Annotated in this window: 14 protein-coding genes; 6 read left to right on the plus strand and 8 right to left on the minus strand. The window is 65.7% G+C overall.

Features of this window, described 5'->3' with window-relative positions:
• The first annotated feature begins 3 nt into the window (after positions 1 to 3).
• A complete protein-coding gene (locus tag ABIC75_RS16170) occupies positions 4 to 384 on the plus strand; it encodes a tautomerase family protein (protein ID WP_354014920.1) in 381 nt (126 codons plus the stop codon).
• Positions 385 to 391: 7 nt separating this feature from the next.
• Here ABIC75_RS16170 and soxR read toward each other — a convergent pair whose 3' ends face one another.
• Positions 392 to 862, minus strand: coding sequence for a redox-sensitive transcriptional activator SoxR (soxR, locus tag ABIC75_RS16175; protein WP_354014921.1), 471 nt, complete (start codon positions 860 to 862; stop codon positions 392 to 394).
• A 69-nt stretch (positions 863 to 931) separates the two neighbouring features.
• Here soxR and ABIC75_RS16180 point away from each other — a divergent pair, with 69 nt between their 5' ends.
• Positions 932 to 1267, plus strand: a complete 336-nt coding sequence (locus ABIC75_RS16180) for a hypothetical protein (RefSeq protein ID WP_354014922.1) — start codon at positions 932 to 934, stop codon at positions 1265 to 1267.
• A gap of 528 nt (positions 1268 to 1795) precedes the next feature.
• Here ABIC75_RS16180 and hemB read toward each other — a convergent pair.
• Positions 1796 to 2788: a porphobilinogen synthase gene (gene hemB, locus ABIC75_RS16185; RefSeq protein ID WP_354014923.1), complete on the minus strand. Its 993-nt coding sequence runs from the start codon at positions 2786 to 2788 to the stop codon at positions 1796 to 1798.
• 183 nt (positions 2789 to 2971) lie between these two features.
• Here hemB and ABIC75_RS16190 point away from each other — a divergent pair, with 183 nt between their 5' ends.
• Complete coding sequence (locus ABIC75_RS16190; RefSeq protein WP_354014924.1) at positions 2972 to 4528, plus strand: S53 family peptidase; 1557 nt, start codon at positions 2972 to 2974, stop codon at positions 4526 to 4528.
• Between the two features lie 51 nt (positions 4529 to 4579).
• On the opposite strand, the gene ABIC75_RS16195 is transcribed toward ABIC75_RS16190, so the two are convergent.
• Positions 4580 to 5047, minus strand: coding sequence for a hypothetical protein (locus ABIC75_RS16195; RefSeq protein WP_354014925.1), 468 nt, complete (start codon positions 5045 to 5047; stop codon positions 4580 to 4582).
• 178 nt (positions 5048 to 5225) lie between these two features.
• On the opposite strand from ABIC75_RS16195, the gene ABIC75_RS16200 reads away from it, so the two are divergent.
• The 3 genes from ABIC75_RS16200 (at position 5226) to ABIC75_RS16210 (ending at position 8611) form a co-directional block, all read left to right on the plus strand.
• Positions 5226 to 6005 (plus strand): alpha/beta fold hydrolase, encoded by a 780-nt coding sequence (locus ABIC75_RS16200; protein ID WP_354014926.1) that lies wholly within the window; start codon positions 5226 to 5228, stop codon positions 6003 to 6005.
• Between the two features lie 441 nt (positions 6006 to 6446).
• On the plus strand, positions 6447 to 6767 hold the full coding sequence (locus tag ABIC75_RS16205) for a hypothetical protein (protein ID WP_354014927.1): 321 nt from the start codon (positions 6447 to 6449) through the stop codon (positions 6765 to 6767).
• A 2-nt stretch (positions 6768 to 6769) separates the two neighbouring features.
• On the plus strand, positions 6770 to 8611 hold the full coding sequence (locus ABIC75_RS16210) for a tetratricopeptide repeat-containing diguanylate cyclase (RefSeq protein WP_354014928.1): 1842 nt from the start codon (positions 6770 to 6772) through the stop codon (positions 8609 to 8611).
• Positions 8612 to 8634: 23 nt separating this feature from the next.
• Here ABIC75_RS16210 and ABIC75_RS16215 read toward each other — a convergent pair whose 3' ends face one another.
• The 5 genes from ABIC75_RS16215 to ABIC75_RS16235 all read right to left on the minus strand — a co-directional run bounded on the left by ABIC75_RS16215 (position 8635) and on the right by ABIC75_RS16235 (position 16233).
• Positions 8635 to 11673: an efflux RND transporter permease subunit gene (locus tag ABIC75_RS16215; protein ID WP_354014929.1), complete on the minus strand. Its 3039-nt coding sequence runs from the start codon at positions 11671 to 11673 to the stop codon at positions 8635 to 8637.
• Positions 11670 to 12716 (minus strand): efflux RND transporter periplasmic adaptor subunit, encoded by a 1047-nt coding sequence (locus ABIC75_RS16220; RefSeq protein WP_354014930.1) that lies wholly within the window; start codon positions 12714 to 12716, stop codon positions 11670 to 11672. The genes ABIC75_RS16215 and ABIC75_RS16220 overlap by 4 nt, the downstream gene beginning before the upstream one ends.
• Complete coding sequence (locus ABIC75_RS16225) at positions 12713 to 14032, minus strand: TolC family protein (RefSeq protein WP_354014931.1); 1320 nt, start codon at positions 14030 to 14032, stop codon at positions 12713 to 12715. Before ABIC75_RS16225 ends, ABIC75_RS16220 begins: the two co-directional genes overlap by 4 nt.
• A 132-nt stretch (positions 14033 to 14164) precedes the next feature.
• The gene (locus ABIC75_RS16230; RefSeq protein ID WP_354014932.1) at positions 14165 to 15571 is read right to left on the minus strand and encodes an ATP-binding protein; all 1407 of its coding nucleotides are present in this window, start codon (positions 15569 to 15571) and stop codon (positions 14165 to 14167) included.
• Positions 15568 to 16233, minus strand: coding sequence for a response regulator (locus tag ABIC75_RS16235; protein ID WP_354014933.1), 666 nt, complete (start codon positions 16231 to 16233; stop codon positions 15568 to 15570). Before ABIC75_RS16235 ends, ABIC75_RS16230 begins: the two co-directional genes overlap by 4 nt.
• Positions 16234 to 16328 lie beyond the last annotated feature (95 nt).

The following is a 16328-nucleotide window of genomic DNA, read 5'->3' on the forward strand; positions in this document are numbered from 1 at the left end:
CCCATGCCTCTCGTCCGTGTTTCGCTTCGCCGTGGCAAGTCGGCACAGCACATCGCCGCCATCCGCAACAGCATCTATCGCGCGATGATCGAATCGTTCAGCGTGCCCCAGAACGACCGCTTCATCGTTGTGCACCAGCACGACGCCGATGAATTCGACTACGACCCGAACTATCTCGACATTGCGCGCACCGACGACCTGGTGATCATCCAGATCGCCTGCAACAACACGCGCACCGTCGAGCAGAAGAAAGCGTTCTACAAGCACACCGTCGAACTGCTGAGCAAGGATCCGGGCCTGCGCCCGCAGGACGTGTTCATCAACCTGCTGGAAACGGCCAAGGAGAACTGGTCGTTCGGCAATGGCCAAGCGCAGTACGCGTAAAGCGTGCCTAACGCGCCTTGTCCACCAGCAACCGTTGCGGACCCGCGCCTTTCCCGCCCCATCGATCGTTCGGGTTGCGCAGGCGGCAGCGGTCGATCGACAGGCAACCGCAACCGATGCAGTCATCCAGCGTGTCGCGCAGCTTCTTCAGCTGCGCCATGCGCTCGTCCAGCTCCGCGCGCCACGCGGCAGACAGTCGCGCCCAATCCGCGCGACTGGGCGCGTCCGTAGGCGGCAGGGCATCGAGCGCCGCCGCGATATCCGCCAATGAAATGCCCACGCGCTGCGCCACTCGAATGAACGACACCCGGCGCAACACGGCCCGCGCATAACGCCGCTGGTTGCCGACCGAACGCTCGCTGCGAATCAATCCCTTGGTTTCATAGAAATGCAGCGTGGACACCGCCACGCCACTGCGACGCGCCACCTCGCCCACGCCCAGCGTCATGGGCAGCCCGTGACCGGGAAGCTTGCTCATGCGGCACCTCTTGACCTCAAGTTTGGTTGAGGTCCTAGAGTGCCACGAACTTCCTTGCCAGAGACAGCCATGAGCCAGCCACTCGTCGTCGATCACGCCCCCGTGTACCGCATCGACCGCTTCAACGTCCCCGCTCACGCCTTCCCGGCCTTCATGGCACGCCTGCGCCTGACCCAACAACTACTGGACAAACTCCCCGGCTGCCGCCAGAACCTCGTACTGACCCAACCCGACCTCGCCGGCGAATTCAACCTGATGACCGTGGTGGAATGGAGCAACGAATCGCACATGGCCGCAGCCAAGGCAGCGATGCAGGCGCGATATGCGCAGGAGCGTTTCGACCCGGCAGCGTTCATGCACGAACTGGGCGTGCAGGCGGATCTTGGAACGTATCGAAGTGCGTGACGGACAACGCAAGATTGCCTCTCCCTCTCCCGAGTGGGAGAGGGAGAGGCACGCGTATCACAGGCAGCCATGCCTCAAAAAGAGCGAAGCGACACTCCGCTTTAAGTCCTCTTCGCATCGGCGCGTTGCGGTGTAGCCGCAACGTCGATTAGAGAGATCGTGACGATCCGCGCTCCGAAGGCTGCAAGGCTCGTATCCAACAGAACGCTATGAGCCCTTAGCTCTACAGGCCATTCTCTTTGGGTTACTTTTCTCTTGGGCCAGCAAGAGAAAAGTGACTCGAGCGGCGGCAGCCGATCGAAACGCCCGCCGCGCAGGCGGCCAGATCGCGGAAGCGCCGCATAGGAGCGAACAAAAGATTCGCGATAACCAAGTGCAACGTCACTGGATCCCGGCCTTCGCCGGGATGACGAACAAAAATAAGACCAGCCATTCGGCTGTTGAAACGCCTCCGGCCCTTGCCCCCGTTGGAGGTAGACCGTGATGACGAACTGAAAAACTGCGCCCGTTTCAAAAGAGAAAGCAGCCTCACTCCCCCTTCAACCACCTCGCCGCATCCACTGCAAAATACGTCAGGATCGCATCCGCCCCCGCCCGCTTGAACGCCGTCAACGACTCCAGCACCACGGCCTTCTCATCCAGCCAGCCATTCTGCGCCGCGGCCTTCAACATCGCGTACTCGCCGCTCACCTGATACACGAAGGTGGGCATGCCGAACGCATCCTTCACCCGACGCAACACGTCGAGATAAGGCATGCCCGGCTTCACCATCACGGCGTCGGCGCCCTCATGGATGTCCAGCTCGATCTCGCGCAGCGCTTCGTTGCTGTTGCCCACATCCATCTGGTACGTGTGCTTGTTGCCCTTGCCGAGATTGGCGGCCGAACCCACCGCATCGCGGAACGGACCATAGAACGCCGATGCATATTTCGCCGAGTACGCAAGGATGCGCGTGTGGATGTGTCCGGCTTCTTCCAGTGCATCGCGGATCGCACCAATGCGGCCATCCATCATGTCCGACGGCGCCACGAAATCCATGCCGGCCTCGGCCTGCGCCAGCGACATTTTGATCAGCGCCTCGATGGTCGGCTCGTTCATCACGTAGCCGTGTTCGTCGATCAAGCCGTCCTGGCCGTGCGTGGTGTAGGGATCGAGCGCCACGTCGCCGATCAGGCCAAGCTCCGGATACTTTGCCTTGAGCGCACGCGTGGCGCGCTGCATGAGGCTGTCGGGGTTCCACGCTTCGCGCGCATCTTCCGTCTTCACCGATGCGCCCGGCGACGGGAACAGCGCCAGCGCGGGAATGCCCAGCCGCACGCATTCGCCTGCGAGCTTGAGCAATTCGTCGATGGACAGACGCGCCACGCCCGGCATGGACGGCACCGGTTCGCGCTGCCCTTCTCCCTCGATGATGAAGGCGACCATGATCAGGTCAGAGGGAAGCAGGGTGTGCTCGCGCATCAACGCACGCGAGAAGGCATCGCGGCGCATGCGGCGCATGCGTACGGCGGGATAGCTCATGGGTGAATTCTCGGGCAGGACATTCGCACATTTTAGCGCTTCCTTGCGCCCGTACCGGAAAGTCATGTTGACGCGGGCGTCGAGACCTCCAAACCGCACCACGCATGAATGCCTTCACGAACAAACACCCCACTGCAACATGGGCAGGTGCAGTCTCTGCGGCTTGCCATCAAGGAGCCACCCATGAGCATGTCCGCCGCCCGCCCTCATCATTGGCCGCTCGCCAACGAAGCGCGCTATCTCGGACCGCACGAAGGGGCCGATCCGATGGATGTCACGGTGGTGATGCGACGCCGCGGCAGTCATCCCGCGACCGCTGCGTGGCCACACCGCGCCGCCGTGTCCCGTGCGGATTTCGGCACGCAATGGGGCGCTGATCCTGCGGATGCGGACACCATTCGCAATTTCGCACGCGATCACGGCCTCACCGAAACAGGTTGCGAACTGCATCGTCGCGTGATGCATCTGCGCGGCACACCGCAGGCGCTGCAACAGGCGTTCGGCGTGCAACTGGGCCGCTACCAGATGCCCGACGGCGGTCCGGAAATGATCGGTTGTCACCTGCCGCCCTCGTTGCCCAGCGATATCTCCTCGCGCGTGATCGCCGTGCTCGGCCTGGACAAGCGACCCATCGCGCGTCCGCATTTTCGTCGTCCCGCCGCCACGCCCGCCAAAACGTACACACCGGTTGAACTCGGCACGCTGTATCAATTTCCTGCAGCGCTCGACGGCAGCGGCCAGACCGTGGCGGTGGTCGAACTCGGCGGCGGCTTCACGCAAAGCGACTTCACCCAGTACATGCAATCGCTGGGCATCAAGGCGCCGACGGTGAAGGTGGTATCCGTGCAGGGCGGCACCAGCCAGCCCGGCGGCGATGCGGACGGTGAAGTGATGCTCGACGTGGAAGTGATCGGCGCACTCGCTCCCGGCGCCAGCATCGCCGTGTACTTCGCGCTGAATACCGACCAGGGTTTCTATGAGGCCATCTCGCAGGCCGCGCACGACGCCACCCAGCAACCATCGGTGATCTCCATCAGCTGGGGCGGTCCGGAAGACAGCTGGTCCGCGTCATCGCTCAATGCGATGCAGAGCGCACTGCAGGATGCGGCGGCGCTGGGCGTGACCGTCACGGTTGCGTGCGGCGACAGCGGCTACACCGATGGCGAGAGCGACAACCAGCCGCATGTGGATTTCCCGGCATCGAGTCCTTACGCGCTCGCCTGTGGCGGCACCAAACTCGTCGCCAGCAGCACGGCGATCACCAGCGAAACGGTGTGGAACGAGCTGGCCAGCAATGAAGGCGCCACCGGCGGCGGCGTGAGCGCGAGTTTCGCGTTGCCCACGTGGCAGCAGTCGATGAAGGTGCCCAAGGGCACCAACGGCTACGCGGGGCGCGGCACGCCGGACGTCGCCGGCGATGCCGATCCCAACACGGGTTATCAGATACGCGTGGATGGACAGAACGAGGTGATCGGCGGCACCAGCGCCGTCGCGCCGCTGTGGGCCGCGCTCATCGCGCGCTTCAACCAGCAGTTGGGACAAAGCATTGGCGATCCGCACGAAGCGCTCTACGGCATCGGCCTCGCCGCGTTCCACGACATCACGCGGGGCAACAACGGCAAGTTCAAGGCCGCCAAGGGCTGGGACGCCTGCACGGGTCTGGGCACGCCCAAGGGACAGGCGCTGCTCGATGCACTCGCCACATTGAAGACCGGCACCGATGCATCAGCCAGCCAATGAGTGGCGCCGCATCGCACCCCCATGCTGCCGTATCGGGGACCGGCTACCGTTTTAGAACGGCGTGCCCGTGGACGAAACCAGGCCGTTGCGATTCATCGTGACGACGGCCCCGCGATCGCGGCACACGTCCGGCAGATTCGGCGTGCCCAGTGGCGGACACAGGTGCTCTGTCGTGGCCGGCTCGGGCACGGACGTTCCGGGGCGATAAGGTTGATAAGAGGGCGACGGCACGGCCGTATAGACGCCTTTCTTCTGCGCCGCCACGACCACCGCCGAGCGTGCCGCAAACGTCAGCGCATTCTGCGACAGGCGCTGACCAGCGGAAGGCTGCGGCGCGAACACCGGCAACGATGCAGGTGGCGTGGATGGCGACGTCGGATCCTGGCTCTTGGCCAGCACGTTCAACGGCTCGCGGTACGAATCAGCCGGATTCGCCGCGGCGCCCTGCTGGGCCCAGACCGGTGCCGCAAGCATGGCGGCCAGCACGCAGGCCGCAGTGGACAACATTCGCTGCTTCATCGCTCGCTACTCCTTATGCATGAGCCTTCCATGAGCATGGCGGCCTTGCGCCGGCCATGCCGCGTCGATGCGGCGATCATAGCCATCCCAACCTGAAGCAAGCCAGTGAAGTTCGGCCAGCTATCGCCGCCCAGGAAGGCCATGCGACATTGCGCTGGTCACGCTGCGGAGCCCGGTCTTGGATAGCCGCCTATCGATCTATCGCTTCCTGCGCCTGCGCGGCCATCGCCTGGCCTATCGCACCTATGGCGAGCAGGGCGGCGAACCCGTCCTGCTGATCCACGCGTTCGCCAGCCAGTCCGCCAGTTGGGCGAACACCGCCGAAGCACTCGCCGGGCAGGGCTTCCAGGTCATTGCGCCGGACCTGCGCGGCCACGGGCGCAGCGACTGGACGCCCACCTATGCCCTGGCGGATTTCGAGGACGACCTCAGCGCCCTGCTCGACGCCCTGGGGCTAGGCGCCATCAACCTGATCGGTCATTCGCTGGGGGGACATCTGGCGCTGAAACTCGCCACGCGCCAGCCCGAACGCATCCGCCGGCTGGTCATCGAAGCCGCGCCGGTGCCGCCACGCGATATCGCGGACGCGACGGCCATGGCCGCGGCACAGGACGGCGCCGCCTGGCGGCGTGCCCTGCGCCTGCTGGGCATGGGCCGACTGCTGCGCCTGATGCTGTTGCGGCAGTTCGACGTGCGCGCAGCGCGCACGGTGCTGCCGGAACTGCGCACGCCCATGCCGGCGTGGTGGTCGCGGCTGTCCACCCTGCGCGCACCGTGTCTGCTCCTGGCCGGCCACGACGATGGGCTCGTCACCGCGCGCCTGCCGCTGCTGGCGGCCCAGATTCCCCATGCCGCTTTCCGCCAGATCGGCACCGGGCATCGGTTGCACGGCGAGCACACCGAGGCCTTTCTGGCGGAGGTCATGTCGTTCGTGGGCCCGCCCGCCTGCACCGAATAACCTCCGGGCGCCAGCCCTTCCCCCACGGGGCGCCCCTGTTTCCGTCAAAGCCGCGCCGTTGACGATGGAACGCTCGAATCGATCCAAGCGCCCCGCCGATCTCGACGCGGTGGATACGCTCGCCGCCGCCCGCGCAACGCACGGAAGCCACTCGGGGAGATCCGCCTGCGGCCGGCACGGCGGAACGCAGGAGCGGCATGGGCGCGACGCCGTTTCCGACATGCACATTTTCGGAAAAAAACCGGACTATGATCCGTAGTTGCGCGAACCAGTGGCAAATGTGCACCGGCCGTTCGCGCAGGGGATATCGGGGAACCAAACCAGATCGCTGCGAGACGCCCTCGCGCTTATTCCTTCATCGGAAAAGCGCCGCTTTGCCGTCCACGCGCAAGACATCAACCAAGCTGTCGCCGTACTATCAACCGTCAGGGGGAATACCACATGTCCGATGTCATCGATTTTCTGGAAAAGCTTGGCAGCGATGCGCGTTTGCTTCAGGCCGCCAAGGACGAAGTCGCCCTGGCCCTGGCCGACGCCCAGGTGGAAGCTGCGGCCAGCGAAGCCATCCTGGCGCGCAACGTGGAAGAGCTGCACGCGCTGCTGAAGGTCGCGCCTTCTTACTGCTTCCAGACCGTGCCGCGTCGCGAAGACGAGGATGAGGAAGAGAAGGAAGGCGAAGAAGGCGAGGAAAGCGAGGAGCAGGCGAAGCAGCCCGGCAACGGCGCCGGCCACTCTTCCGCGCACGCCGCCGACCTGGCCTGACGATGTTCCGCGCCGGCCACTTCAGCCGGGCGATCATCCTGACAGCGCTGCTGGCAGGATGGCAGGTGGGTGCGGCCATCGCGGCCGTACCCACGCCGGCGGAAGACTCGGTTCAAATGCTGGAACGCGCCGACAAGCTCAAGACCGCCGACCACGGCGAATTCCTTCGCTTGCTCAGCCAGCTCGACCAGCGTGCGACTGAGCTTTCCCCTGGCCAGCAATGGCACCTGCGTTATCTCGATGCATGGCAGTCGGCATTCGATGGCCGCTACGACCTCGCCCGACCCCAGCTCCACGACATCATCACGCGCTCGGGCGATCCCACGCTGCAGGTTCGCGCGCTGGCCACGCTGGTGAACATCCTCGGCTTCGGCCAGCACTACGAGGAGGCATTCACCCAGCTAAGCACGCTCGTCGACCTGCTGCCGTCGGCGAAATCGGCGGAGGCTCGTTACCAGGCACTGGGAGAAACCGCGCAATTCCTCGCTGCGGCGGGTCAGTACGAACTGGCGTCGGACTACGCGCAACGCATCCTGGACGATCCCGAGCTGCGCGACCGCGCGTGCCAGGGCATGGCGTTCAAGCTGCGCGTGCTGTTCCGCGCGGGCAAGGTGCGAGGCACCGACCCCGAATACGATCGCGGCATCGACACCTGCATCAAGGCCAAGCAGGCGTTGTATGCCAATTCGCTGCGCAACGACCAGGCCAAATACGCCATCGAACAGGGCCGGCCCAAGGACGCCATCCTGCTGCTCCAGGCGCATTACGACGAGTTCGTCTCGTACCACTATCGCGTACTGATGAACGCCGTCAACGTGACGCTGGCCCAGGCGTACCTGCAACTTGGCGACCTCGTGGCAGCGCGCAAATATGCGAGCGAGGCCGTCACCGAAGCCGTCAAGGACAAGTTTTCCGATTCGCTGGGACCGGCCTATCAAGTGCTGTACCAGGTGGAAGACAAGCTCGGCAACACGCGTGCCGCGCTGGACTTCCACAAGCAATACATGGAAGCCGACAAGGGCTACCTCAACGACGTCAGCGCGCGCGCCATCGCCTATCAAACGGTCAAACAGCAGCTGCTGGCCAACAAGATGGAAGTCGATTCGCTCAACAAGCAAAACGAGATCCTGCAGTTGCAGCGCGAGCTGGACCACAAGGACATGGAAACGAGCCGGCTGTACATCGCGCTGCTGATCACCATCGTGGCGTCCATTGCGTTCTGGCTGCTGCGCATCAAGCGCTCACAAATGCGCTTCAAGCGCCTGGCCACGCGCGACAGCCTCACCGGCATCCATAGCCGCCAGCATTTCGTCGACGAAACCGAGCTGGCCTTGCGCGCCGCCGCCAAGGCCACGCGCGCCGCGTGCCTGGTGCTGGTGGACCTGGATCACTTCAAGGAAGTGAACGATACGCATGGCCACGTGATTGGCGACCTGGTGCTCAAGCGCGCCGTGGCCGCCTGCCAGCACCACTTGCATCGCCGCGATATCTTCGGCCGCCTTGGCGGCGAGGAGTTTGCGATCTACCTGCCCGACTGCAGCGCCATACGGGCGCGCGAGCGCGCCGAACGCATCCGCCAGGCCATCGCGGCCACGCCGTTGTGGGGCGAAACGCGGCTCGTGGTCATCACCGCAAGCTTCGGCGTGGCATCCACCGACCGCAGCGGCTATGACCTGCGCCAGATGATGATCGACGCGGACAACGGGCTCTTTCAGGCCAAGCGCGATGGTCGCAATCGCGTGGTCTACAGCGAACCCGCCGACTTCATCGCGCCAGCCGCGGCGCCGGCGACGCCCGCCGGCCCGGAGCCGCCGATGGAACATGCCGTGGGCGTGCCCAACTAGGGCAACATCGGGCGCTCGCGCGGCTAGCCAGCGCGCCGCGCATGACCGGCCACCACGCCGATCAACGTCGGCATCACCAGCAACACCAGCGGATATTGCAATGCGAGTCCGGCGATGATGGCGATAGCCAGCGGCTGCTGGATGCCCGCGCCCTGTCCCCACGCCAGTGCCAGCGGCAACAAGGTGAGGATGGCGGCGAGCGTCGTCATGGTGATGGGACGCAGGCGGTCGCGACTGGCCGCTCGCAGCGCCTGCAACGGCGGCATGTCACGCGACAGCGTCACGTATTCCGACACGTAGAAGATCGCCATCTCCGTACCCATGCCGATGATCATCGTCATGCCCATCATCGCCGTGATGTTCAGGTCGACGCCGCACAACCACAGCGCAATGAACACCGCGGTGGCCGAGAACAACGAGCAACCCATTACCACGAGCGCCAGCCCGGCACGTCCGTACAGGAACAGCAGCAGCACGAATTCGGCGACCAGCGCCATCAGGAACACCTTGCCAAGACCCAGGAAGGCGATCTGCTGTTGCTGGTAAAGCCCGCCGAGTTCATAACGCGTATCCGCATCGAGCATGCCCGGCTGTGCGAGCCGCTTCTTCACGTCGGCCACGGCCGCACCCATGCCGCGACCGTCGATGCGCGCGGTCACGGCCACCATCGGTTGCAGGTTTTCGCGCGAGATCTGCGGCTGGCCGTTCTCGGTGACGATGGACGCCACGCGACTCAGCGGAAAGACGTGGCCATCGGGCGCCCGCACCGGCAACGCGAGCAGCTGCGGCAAGCGCCACTGCATGGCATCGGGCATGCGGATGCGCACGCCCACGCTCTTGGTGGCCTGCGGCAGCTGCGTGGCGACCACGCCGGTGAGCGCGCTGTTGATCGCCTGCGTCACCGTGGCCACGGTCATGCCCTCGAACGTGGCCTTGTCCGGATCGATCTGCACGTTCAGCGCATCGCCCGCCAGCTGCACGCCATCCTTGATCTCCACCACGCCCGGAATATCGGCGATGGCCTTGGCCACGCGTTGCGCCTGCGGCACCAGCGTCTTCGGATCGGCCGAATACAACTTGATCTCGATGGGCTGCGGCACCGCCGTGAGATCGCCGATGAGGTCTTCCATCAACTGAGCCAACTCCACTTCCACACCTGGCACTTCGTGCTCGACATGCTCGCGCACGTCGCTCATCACCTCTTCGGTGGAACGCGCATGACCGGGCTTGAGATGCACGAAGAAATCGCCGTGGTACGACTGGCCCAGATCGCCGCCGAGGCCCGTGCCGAGACGGCGCGAGAACGTATCCACCTCGGGCATCGAATGAAGGATCGCTTCCACCTGGCCAACCTGTCGCGCGGTTTCGGGCAACGACGTGCCTGGCCGCGTGTAGTAGTCCATCACGAAGCCGCTTTCGTCCACCGCGGGCATGAAACCCGTGGCGACGTGCGTATACGCAACGGCGCCCACGACCAGCAGCGGAAGCGCGAAGGCGAGCAGCCACAGCGGGCGACGCGCGAACGCGTCATAGAGCCGCTGGTGCGAGCGGGACAACCAGCTTTCGTGATCGAGGCCCGGATCGTGCCAATGGCGGAAGTCGATCCAACGCCGCAACAGCGGCGGCACCACGAACGCGGAAACCAGCCACGACACGGCGAGCGCACTGGCCATGGTGATCGACAGCGCCTTGGAAAACGCGCCCGTGACGCCGCTCAACAAGCCCAGCGGAATGAACACGATCAGCGTGGCGAGGCTGGAACCGGTGAGCGGTGCGAGGAATTCGCGCGCTGCGGGCAGCACCGCCGACTCGCCGCCACCTTGCAACGCACCTGCGCGCCGCGCCACGTGTTCCACCATCACGATCACGTCGTCGATCACCAGGCCCACGGCGGCGGCGATGCCGCCGAGCGTCATGATGTTGAAACTCATGCCGAACACCTGCAGCAGCAGCACCGTGACGGCCAGCGTCACCGGCACCACCAGCATAGCGATCAAGGTCACGCGAAGATTGCGCAGGAACACCAGCAGCACGGCGGCAGCGAGCACCAGGCCGATCAGCACGGCATCGCGCACGCTGTGCGCAGATTCGACCACCAACTCGCTCTGGTCGTACCAGGAGGTGAGCGTCACGCCCTTGGGCAGCCGATACGACGCGAGCCGGGCGCGCACTTCGCTGGCGATCTGCACGGCGTTGCCATCCGGCTGCTCGTACACGTTGAACAGCACGGCCGGCTTGCCGTCCTCGCTCACCTTGATCCACTGCGGCACGTAACCCTCGTGCACCGTGGCGACATCGGCCAGCCGCACCCAGCCGTGCGGATCGTTCTTCAGGATGATGTTGCGGATGGCATCGATGCGTTGCAGCGAGTGGTTCGCCACCACGAGGTAGAGCTGGTTGCGATCCTGCAGGCGGCCCACCGCTTCCAGTTGATTGGCGCCATTCACGGCGGTGACCAGATCGTCCAGGCTCAAACCGTATTGCGCGAGTTTTCGCGGGTCGGCTTCCACCTGCACTTCCGCCGTCTCGCCGCCTTGCACGTCGACACGCGCAAGACCTTCCACCGACGCCAGCAGCGGCACGATCTGGTACTGCGCCAGATCACGCAACGCCACGGGCGACAGCGTGTCGGACTTCAGCGCATACGAAATGATCGGGAAAACCGTGGGGTCCATGCGGCGCACGTTGTACGTAGCACCGGCAGGCAGGCTGGGCAACACGCGGGCGATGGCCGAATCCACCTGCAGGGTGGAGGCGATCATGTCGCGTCCCCAGCCGAAATCCACCGAGATCTGCGCCGAGCCACGCGTGGTTTCCGAACGCAAACCGGCCACGCCGGGCACAGTGCGAATGGCCTCTTCCACCGGACGCGTCAACAGCAGCGCAGTCTGGTCTGCGGGCCGGTCGCCAGCATCGAGATCGATCACCACGCGCGGAAACGATACCTGCGGGAACAGGCCCACCGGCAAGGTGAACGCGCTTGCCAATCCGGCCAGCGCGAGCGCAAAGGCCACGATGACGATGGCACGCGCGTGCCGTGCCAATAACGTCGGCAGACTCATGGCTTGGCGTGCTCCGCCGGCAAGCGCACGGCCATGCCGTCGTCCAGCTGCGTGGCGCCTTCGGTCACCAGCGGAAGTTTGGCGTCGAGCGCGCCGCTCGCCACGGTAACGTCGGCCGATTCACCCAGCACCTTCACCGGCACACTCACTGCCTTGCCGTTCGCCACCTGGAACACGTGGCGATCTTCCTCATCGCCCTGCACCGCGTCGCGCGGCAGCAGCCAGCCTTGCCATTGGCCGACGACGATGTCGGCGCGAAAGCCCTCGCCGTTGATCAGCGCACCGTCGGGCACGATCTCCACCGTGAGCTGGTGCGTATGCGGATCGAGTGCATGCGACATGCGGCGCACCGTGCCATGCACGGCCGTGCCGCCATCGATGGGCATGAGCTCGGCCTTGGCGCCTACCTGCACGCGCGCCATCGCATCGCGTTCCACGCCCGCTGTCACGACCAGGCCGTCGCCACGATGCAGCGTGAGCAGCGCGGCGCCGGGCTGCAGATTGTCGCCTTGTTGCGCATCGACGGTGACCACGGTGCCGTCGAACGGTGCGGTGACATCCAGCGTCGCACTGCGGCCCTGCTGTTGCACCAACGCGTCCAGGTTGGATTGCGCGTCTTTCTCGGCCTTCTCCGCCTGATCGAGCTGATCGCGTGTCGCCAGTTGCTGCGAGAACAGTTGCGCGACGTGCGTACGCTCCGCCTGCGCGAGCCTCTGCGCTGTCGCCGCCTGCTGGTACGCCGCCACGGCTGAAGGCGCCAGCGTGAAGGCAAGCAAGGACTGGCCACGCTTGACCGGTGCGCCGACAGTGACGTTCCAGTGCGTGACGCGTCCCATCGCCTGCACGCTGATCACCTGCGCGGCATCGGCGGCCGGCCCTGCGCTGCCATACGCCGCCACCGTTTCGGGAACGCTGCCCTGCTTGAGCGGCACCGTCACCACCGCGGCACTCACCGCAGCGTCATCGGGTGCTTCGCTGGCGGAACACGCCGCGAGCGTGAGGGCGGCCAGTGCCGCAGCGATCCAGTGCGGTCGTTGAATCATGGGGCCATCACGTCCTGTTCGAGAGAAGTCGGCATGCCGCGCCCCACCAGCAACTCGAGCGCGGCTTGCTGTTCGAGCATGGCCTGCTCGATGGCGAGCTGCGCCAGCTGACGGTTGATGGCGGCGACGCGAAGATCGGTGGCGTTGCGCACGTCGATCAGCCCGGCTTGCGCAGCACGATCGGCTTGCGAGGCGGCACGTACAGCATCGTCCGCGGCCGGTGCGAGCGTCTGCCGCTGCGCGTCGAGCTGCACGTACTGGGCAAGCAAGGCGTCGACGTCGTCATGCGCGGTGGCGAGGCGCACCGTGTATTGCTGGTGCAGTTGCTCGCGCGTGGCACGCGCAATGGCGACGTTGTGCTGGTTGTGATCGAAGATCGGCAGCGTGAAGTTCACCGCAGGCCCGCCGTTGCGCACGCGGCTATTGTCCTGCGAGGCGTCGTAGCCGATGGCGAGCGGCGGAAACTGCGCCAGCACCGCTGCGCGAAGCGTGGCTTCCTGCGCGCGATAGCCCAGTTGCAAGGCCACCAGGTCGGGGCGGCGGCGACTTACGCTGTCGAACTGTTCGCGCATCGCTGCGGCATCCACGCTCGCCGACGGCAAGGTGGACGCGAGTGGCAGCACGACATCGGGCTTCAGGCCCATCAGCGCGTTGAGCTGTTGACGCAGGTCGAGCTGTCGACGTTGCAGGTCGTCGAATGCAGTGCGGGCCTCGGCGGCGGCGGCGAGGTCGGACGCCACCGTCACGCGTTCCATGTTGCCCGCGTGGACCGCGTCGAGAATGCGCGATTCGCGTTGCGTCTGCGATTCCATCGCCTGGTGTTGCAGCGCCAGCTGCTGCTCGCCTTCCACCAGGTCGATCACCAGCAGTCGCGCCTTGCCCAGCGTCTGCCATTGCTCCCACAGCAGGCCGGCATCGACGCCATCGGCATTCGCCTTGGCCGCCTCGCGACGTGGCCGCAGGGTGATGAGCGAGGCGATGTCCTGGCTGATCGATGCCGTCCATGCCGTGGCGTCGCCCGGCCCCGAGAGGAGATAGCCCACGCTGCCGCCGACGCTGGGATTGGGCAGCACGCCATCCTGCCGTCGATGCGCCTGTGCGGCCTGATGACGTGCGTGCTGGGTCTTGAGGTCCGGATTGTTCAGCAGCACCAGTCGCTCGACGGTGGCCATGTCCAGCGGCAGTGCGGTCGCATCAAAACCTTGCAGCTGCGACAGCGACGTCGCCGACGCGGCCTGTTCCGGCAGCGGCTTGGCGTGGTACGTGGCGCAACCGCCCATACATGCGGCCAGCAGCATGGCGGCGGCGATGCGCATCCGCGGCAGTCGTCCAGCGTGACGCGTGGCAAACGGAGCAGGCACCGACGATCCATGCATAAGGAGGGATTCCATACCCTACCGAACATGCCTTAGCGTTCACTTTGTAAAGCCTGGAAGACAGGCAACGCCTCAACCGTGCGTGTCGCTCAACGGTATTCGCACGAACACGCGCAGGCCGCGCCCATAGGGTGAATCGAGCAGTTCGATGGAGGCGTCGTGCAATTGCGCCGCCCGCTGCACGATGGAAAGGCCCAGCCCGTAGCCTTCGCCGCGGCTGCCCGCCTCGCGATGGAAGCGGGTGAACACGGCCGCGCGACGTTCCGGCGGAATGCCTTCGCCATCGTCGATCACGTCGATGGCGGCGTGGTCCGACTCGCGCCGGATGACCAGCTGCACATGGCCAGCCTCGGGCACATGGCGCAGCGCGTTCTCCAGCAGGTTGCGCAGCAATGCGGCCAGCGCCGCTTCGTTGCCGCGCACCATCAGCGCACCGTCGGCGAGCGTCACGTCCAGTTCCACGTCCGAGTTGCCGATGAGCGGCGACAGTTCCTCGATGACGCTGCGCGCCACGGCGAGCAGGTCGACATCCGCATGACCATCGGAGCGCGAGCTCGCCTCCAGGCGCGCCAGCGACAACAACTGTTCGACGCGACGCGCCAGCGCCGCAAGGCTTTCGCGCGCACCCGAAAGCGCCACGTCGGCTTCGCGCGTGTCGCGGCTGGCCTGTGCGTTCTCCAGGTTGATCATGGTGGAAGCCAGCGGCGTGCGCAGTTCGTGGGCCACGTCGGCGCTGAAACGCCGCTCGCGTTCCAGCGCCTCCTCCAGCAGGGTGAACTGGCTGTTGAGCGCATCGAGCACCGGTTCCAGTTCGCGCGGCGCTTCGGCCACGTCGAGCGTATCGCGACTGCCCGGCTGGCGCACGGCGAGTTTCTCCGCCAGCGCGTCCAGAGGCCGCAAGCCGCGCCGCACCGCCCAGCCGACCAGCAAGGCCAGCACCGGCAGCGCGATGAGCGGCGGCAGACCGTGTTCGATCCACAGCGCCGTGCTGATGTCGCGCCGACTGTCGTAGCGTTCGGCCGCACGCACCACCACGCCATCGGACGTGGGCGGCAGCGTGAACAATCGCCAGCGGTAATTGCCGAAGCGCAGGTTCTTGAAACCCGCATGCGTGGCATCGGGCGGCGGCAACGCGGTGAGATTGCCGGTGACCAGCAGCGGCCGGCCCTCGCGGTCGAACACCTGAAAGCCCACTTCCGACTCGTAGGTATGGCCGTGCAGCACCAGTTCCTGCGTGGACTTGGCAGTGATGGGCACCACCACGCCCGCTTCGGCATTGTGACGTTGCAGCGCCGGCAGGCCGATCTCGTTGACCAGCGTCTGCAGCGTGCGCGCCGATTGCGCGAGGCGGCCGTCGGAAAGCTCGTTCACTTCGTTGGTGGTGCGCCGCAGGCTGTAAACGCCCAGCGGCAGCAGGACCAACGCGATCACGCCGAGAATGAGCCAGCGCAGCCGCGAGCGCAGACTGCTGCGGCTCACTTGGGATCCTGCGGAATCATGTAGCCGAAGCCGCGCACGTTGCGCACCGTCTCGAAGCTCAGCTTGCGGCGCAAGGCATGCACCAGCACTTCGAGCGCGTTGTTGCCCACTACGTGGTCCAGACCGTACAGCGAGTTCTCCAGGCTTTCGCGCCGCACCAGCCGGCCGGCGTTTTCCATCAGCGCCTGCAACAAGGCAAACTCGCGGCGCGTGAGGTCCACCGGCTGGCCACGGAAGGTGACCTCCGAAGTGCCCACGTCCAGGCTCAACACGCCCACCTCGATGCGGTTCACCGCCAGCCCGCGCATGCGACGCGTGAGCGAGCGGATGCGCGCAGCGAGTTCTTCCACGTGGAACGGCTTGGTGAGGTAGTCGTCTGCGCCCGCGTCCAACCCATCGACGCGCGCGGTGAGGCCGTCGCGCGCCGTCATCACCAGCACCGGCGTGTCGACGTGCGCGCGGCGCGCTTCCACCAGCACCTCAATGCCATCGCGACCGGGCAGGCCCAGGTCGAGCAGCACGAGATCGGCGGTGCGGTCGCGCATGGCCGCGAGCGCCGAACGGCCGTCGCGCAGCCACGACACCGTATAGCTCAGCCGTTCGAGCGCGCGCTGGATCGCCGATCCGAGCTGCGCGTCGTCTTCAACCAGAAGAATGTGCACGAGGTGACGCTCCTTCGCCCTTCTGGCGATGTACGCCCGGATTATCCGCCAGCCGGCTTAGGAAACACTTAAACGGCTGTATCGACTGGCTCTTT

Origin of the sequence: Dyella japonica, assembly GCF_040545895.1 — a bacterium.
Taxonomy (GTDB): Bacteria; Pseudomonadota; Gammaproteobacteria; order Xanthomonadales; family Rhodanobacteraceae; genus Dyella; species Dyella japonica_D.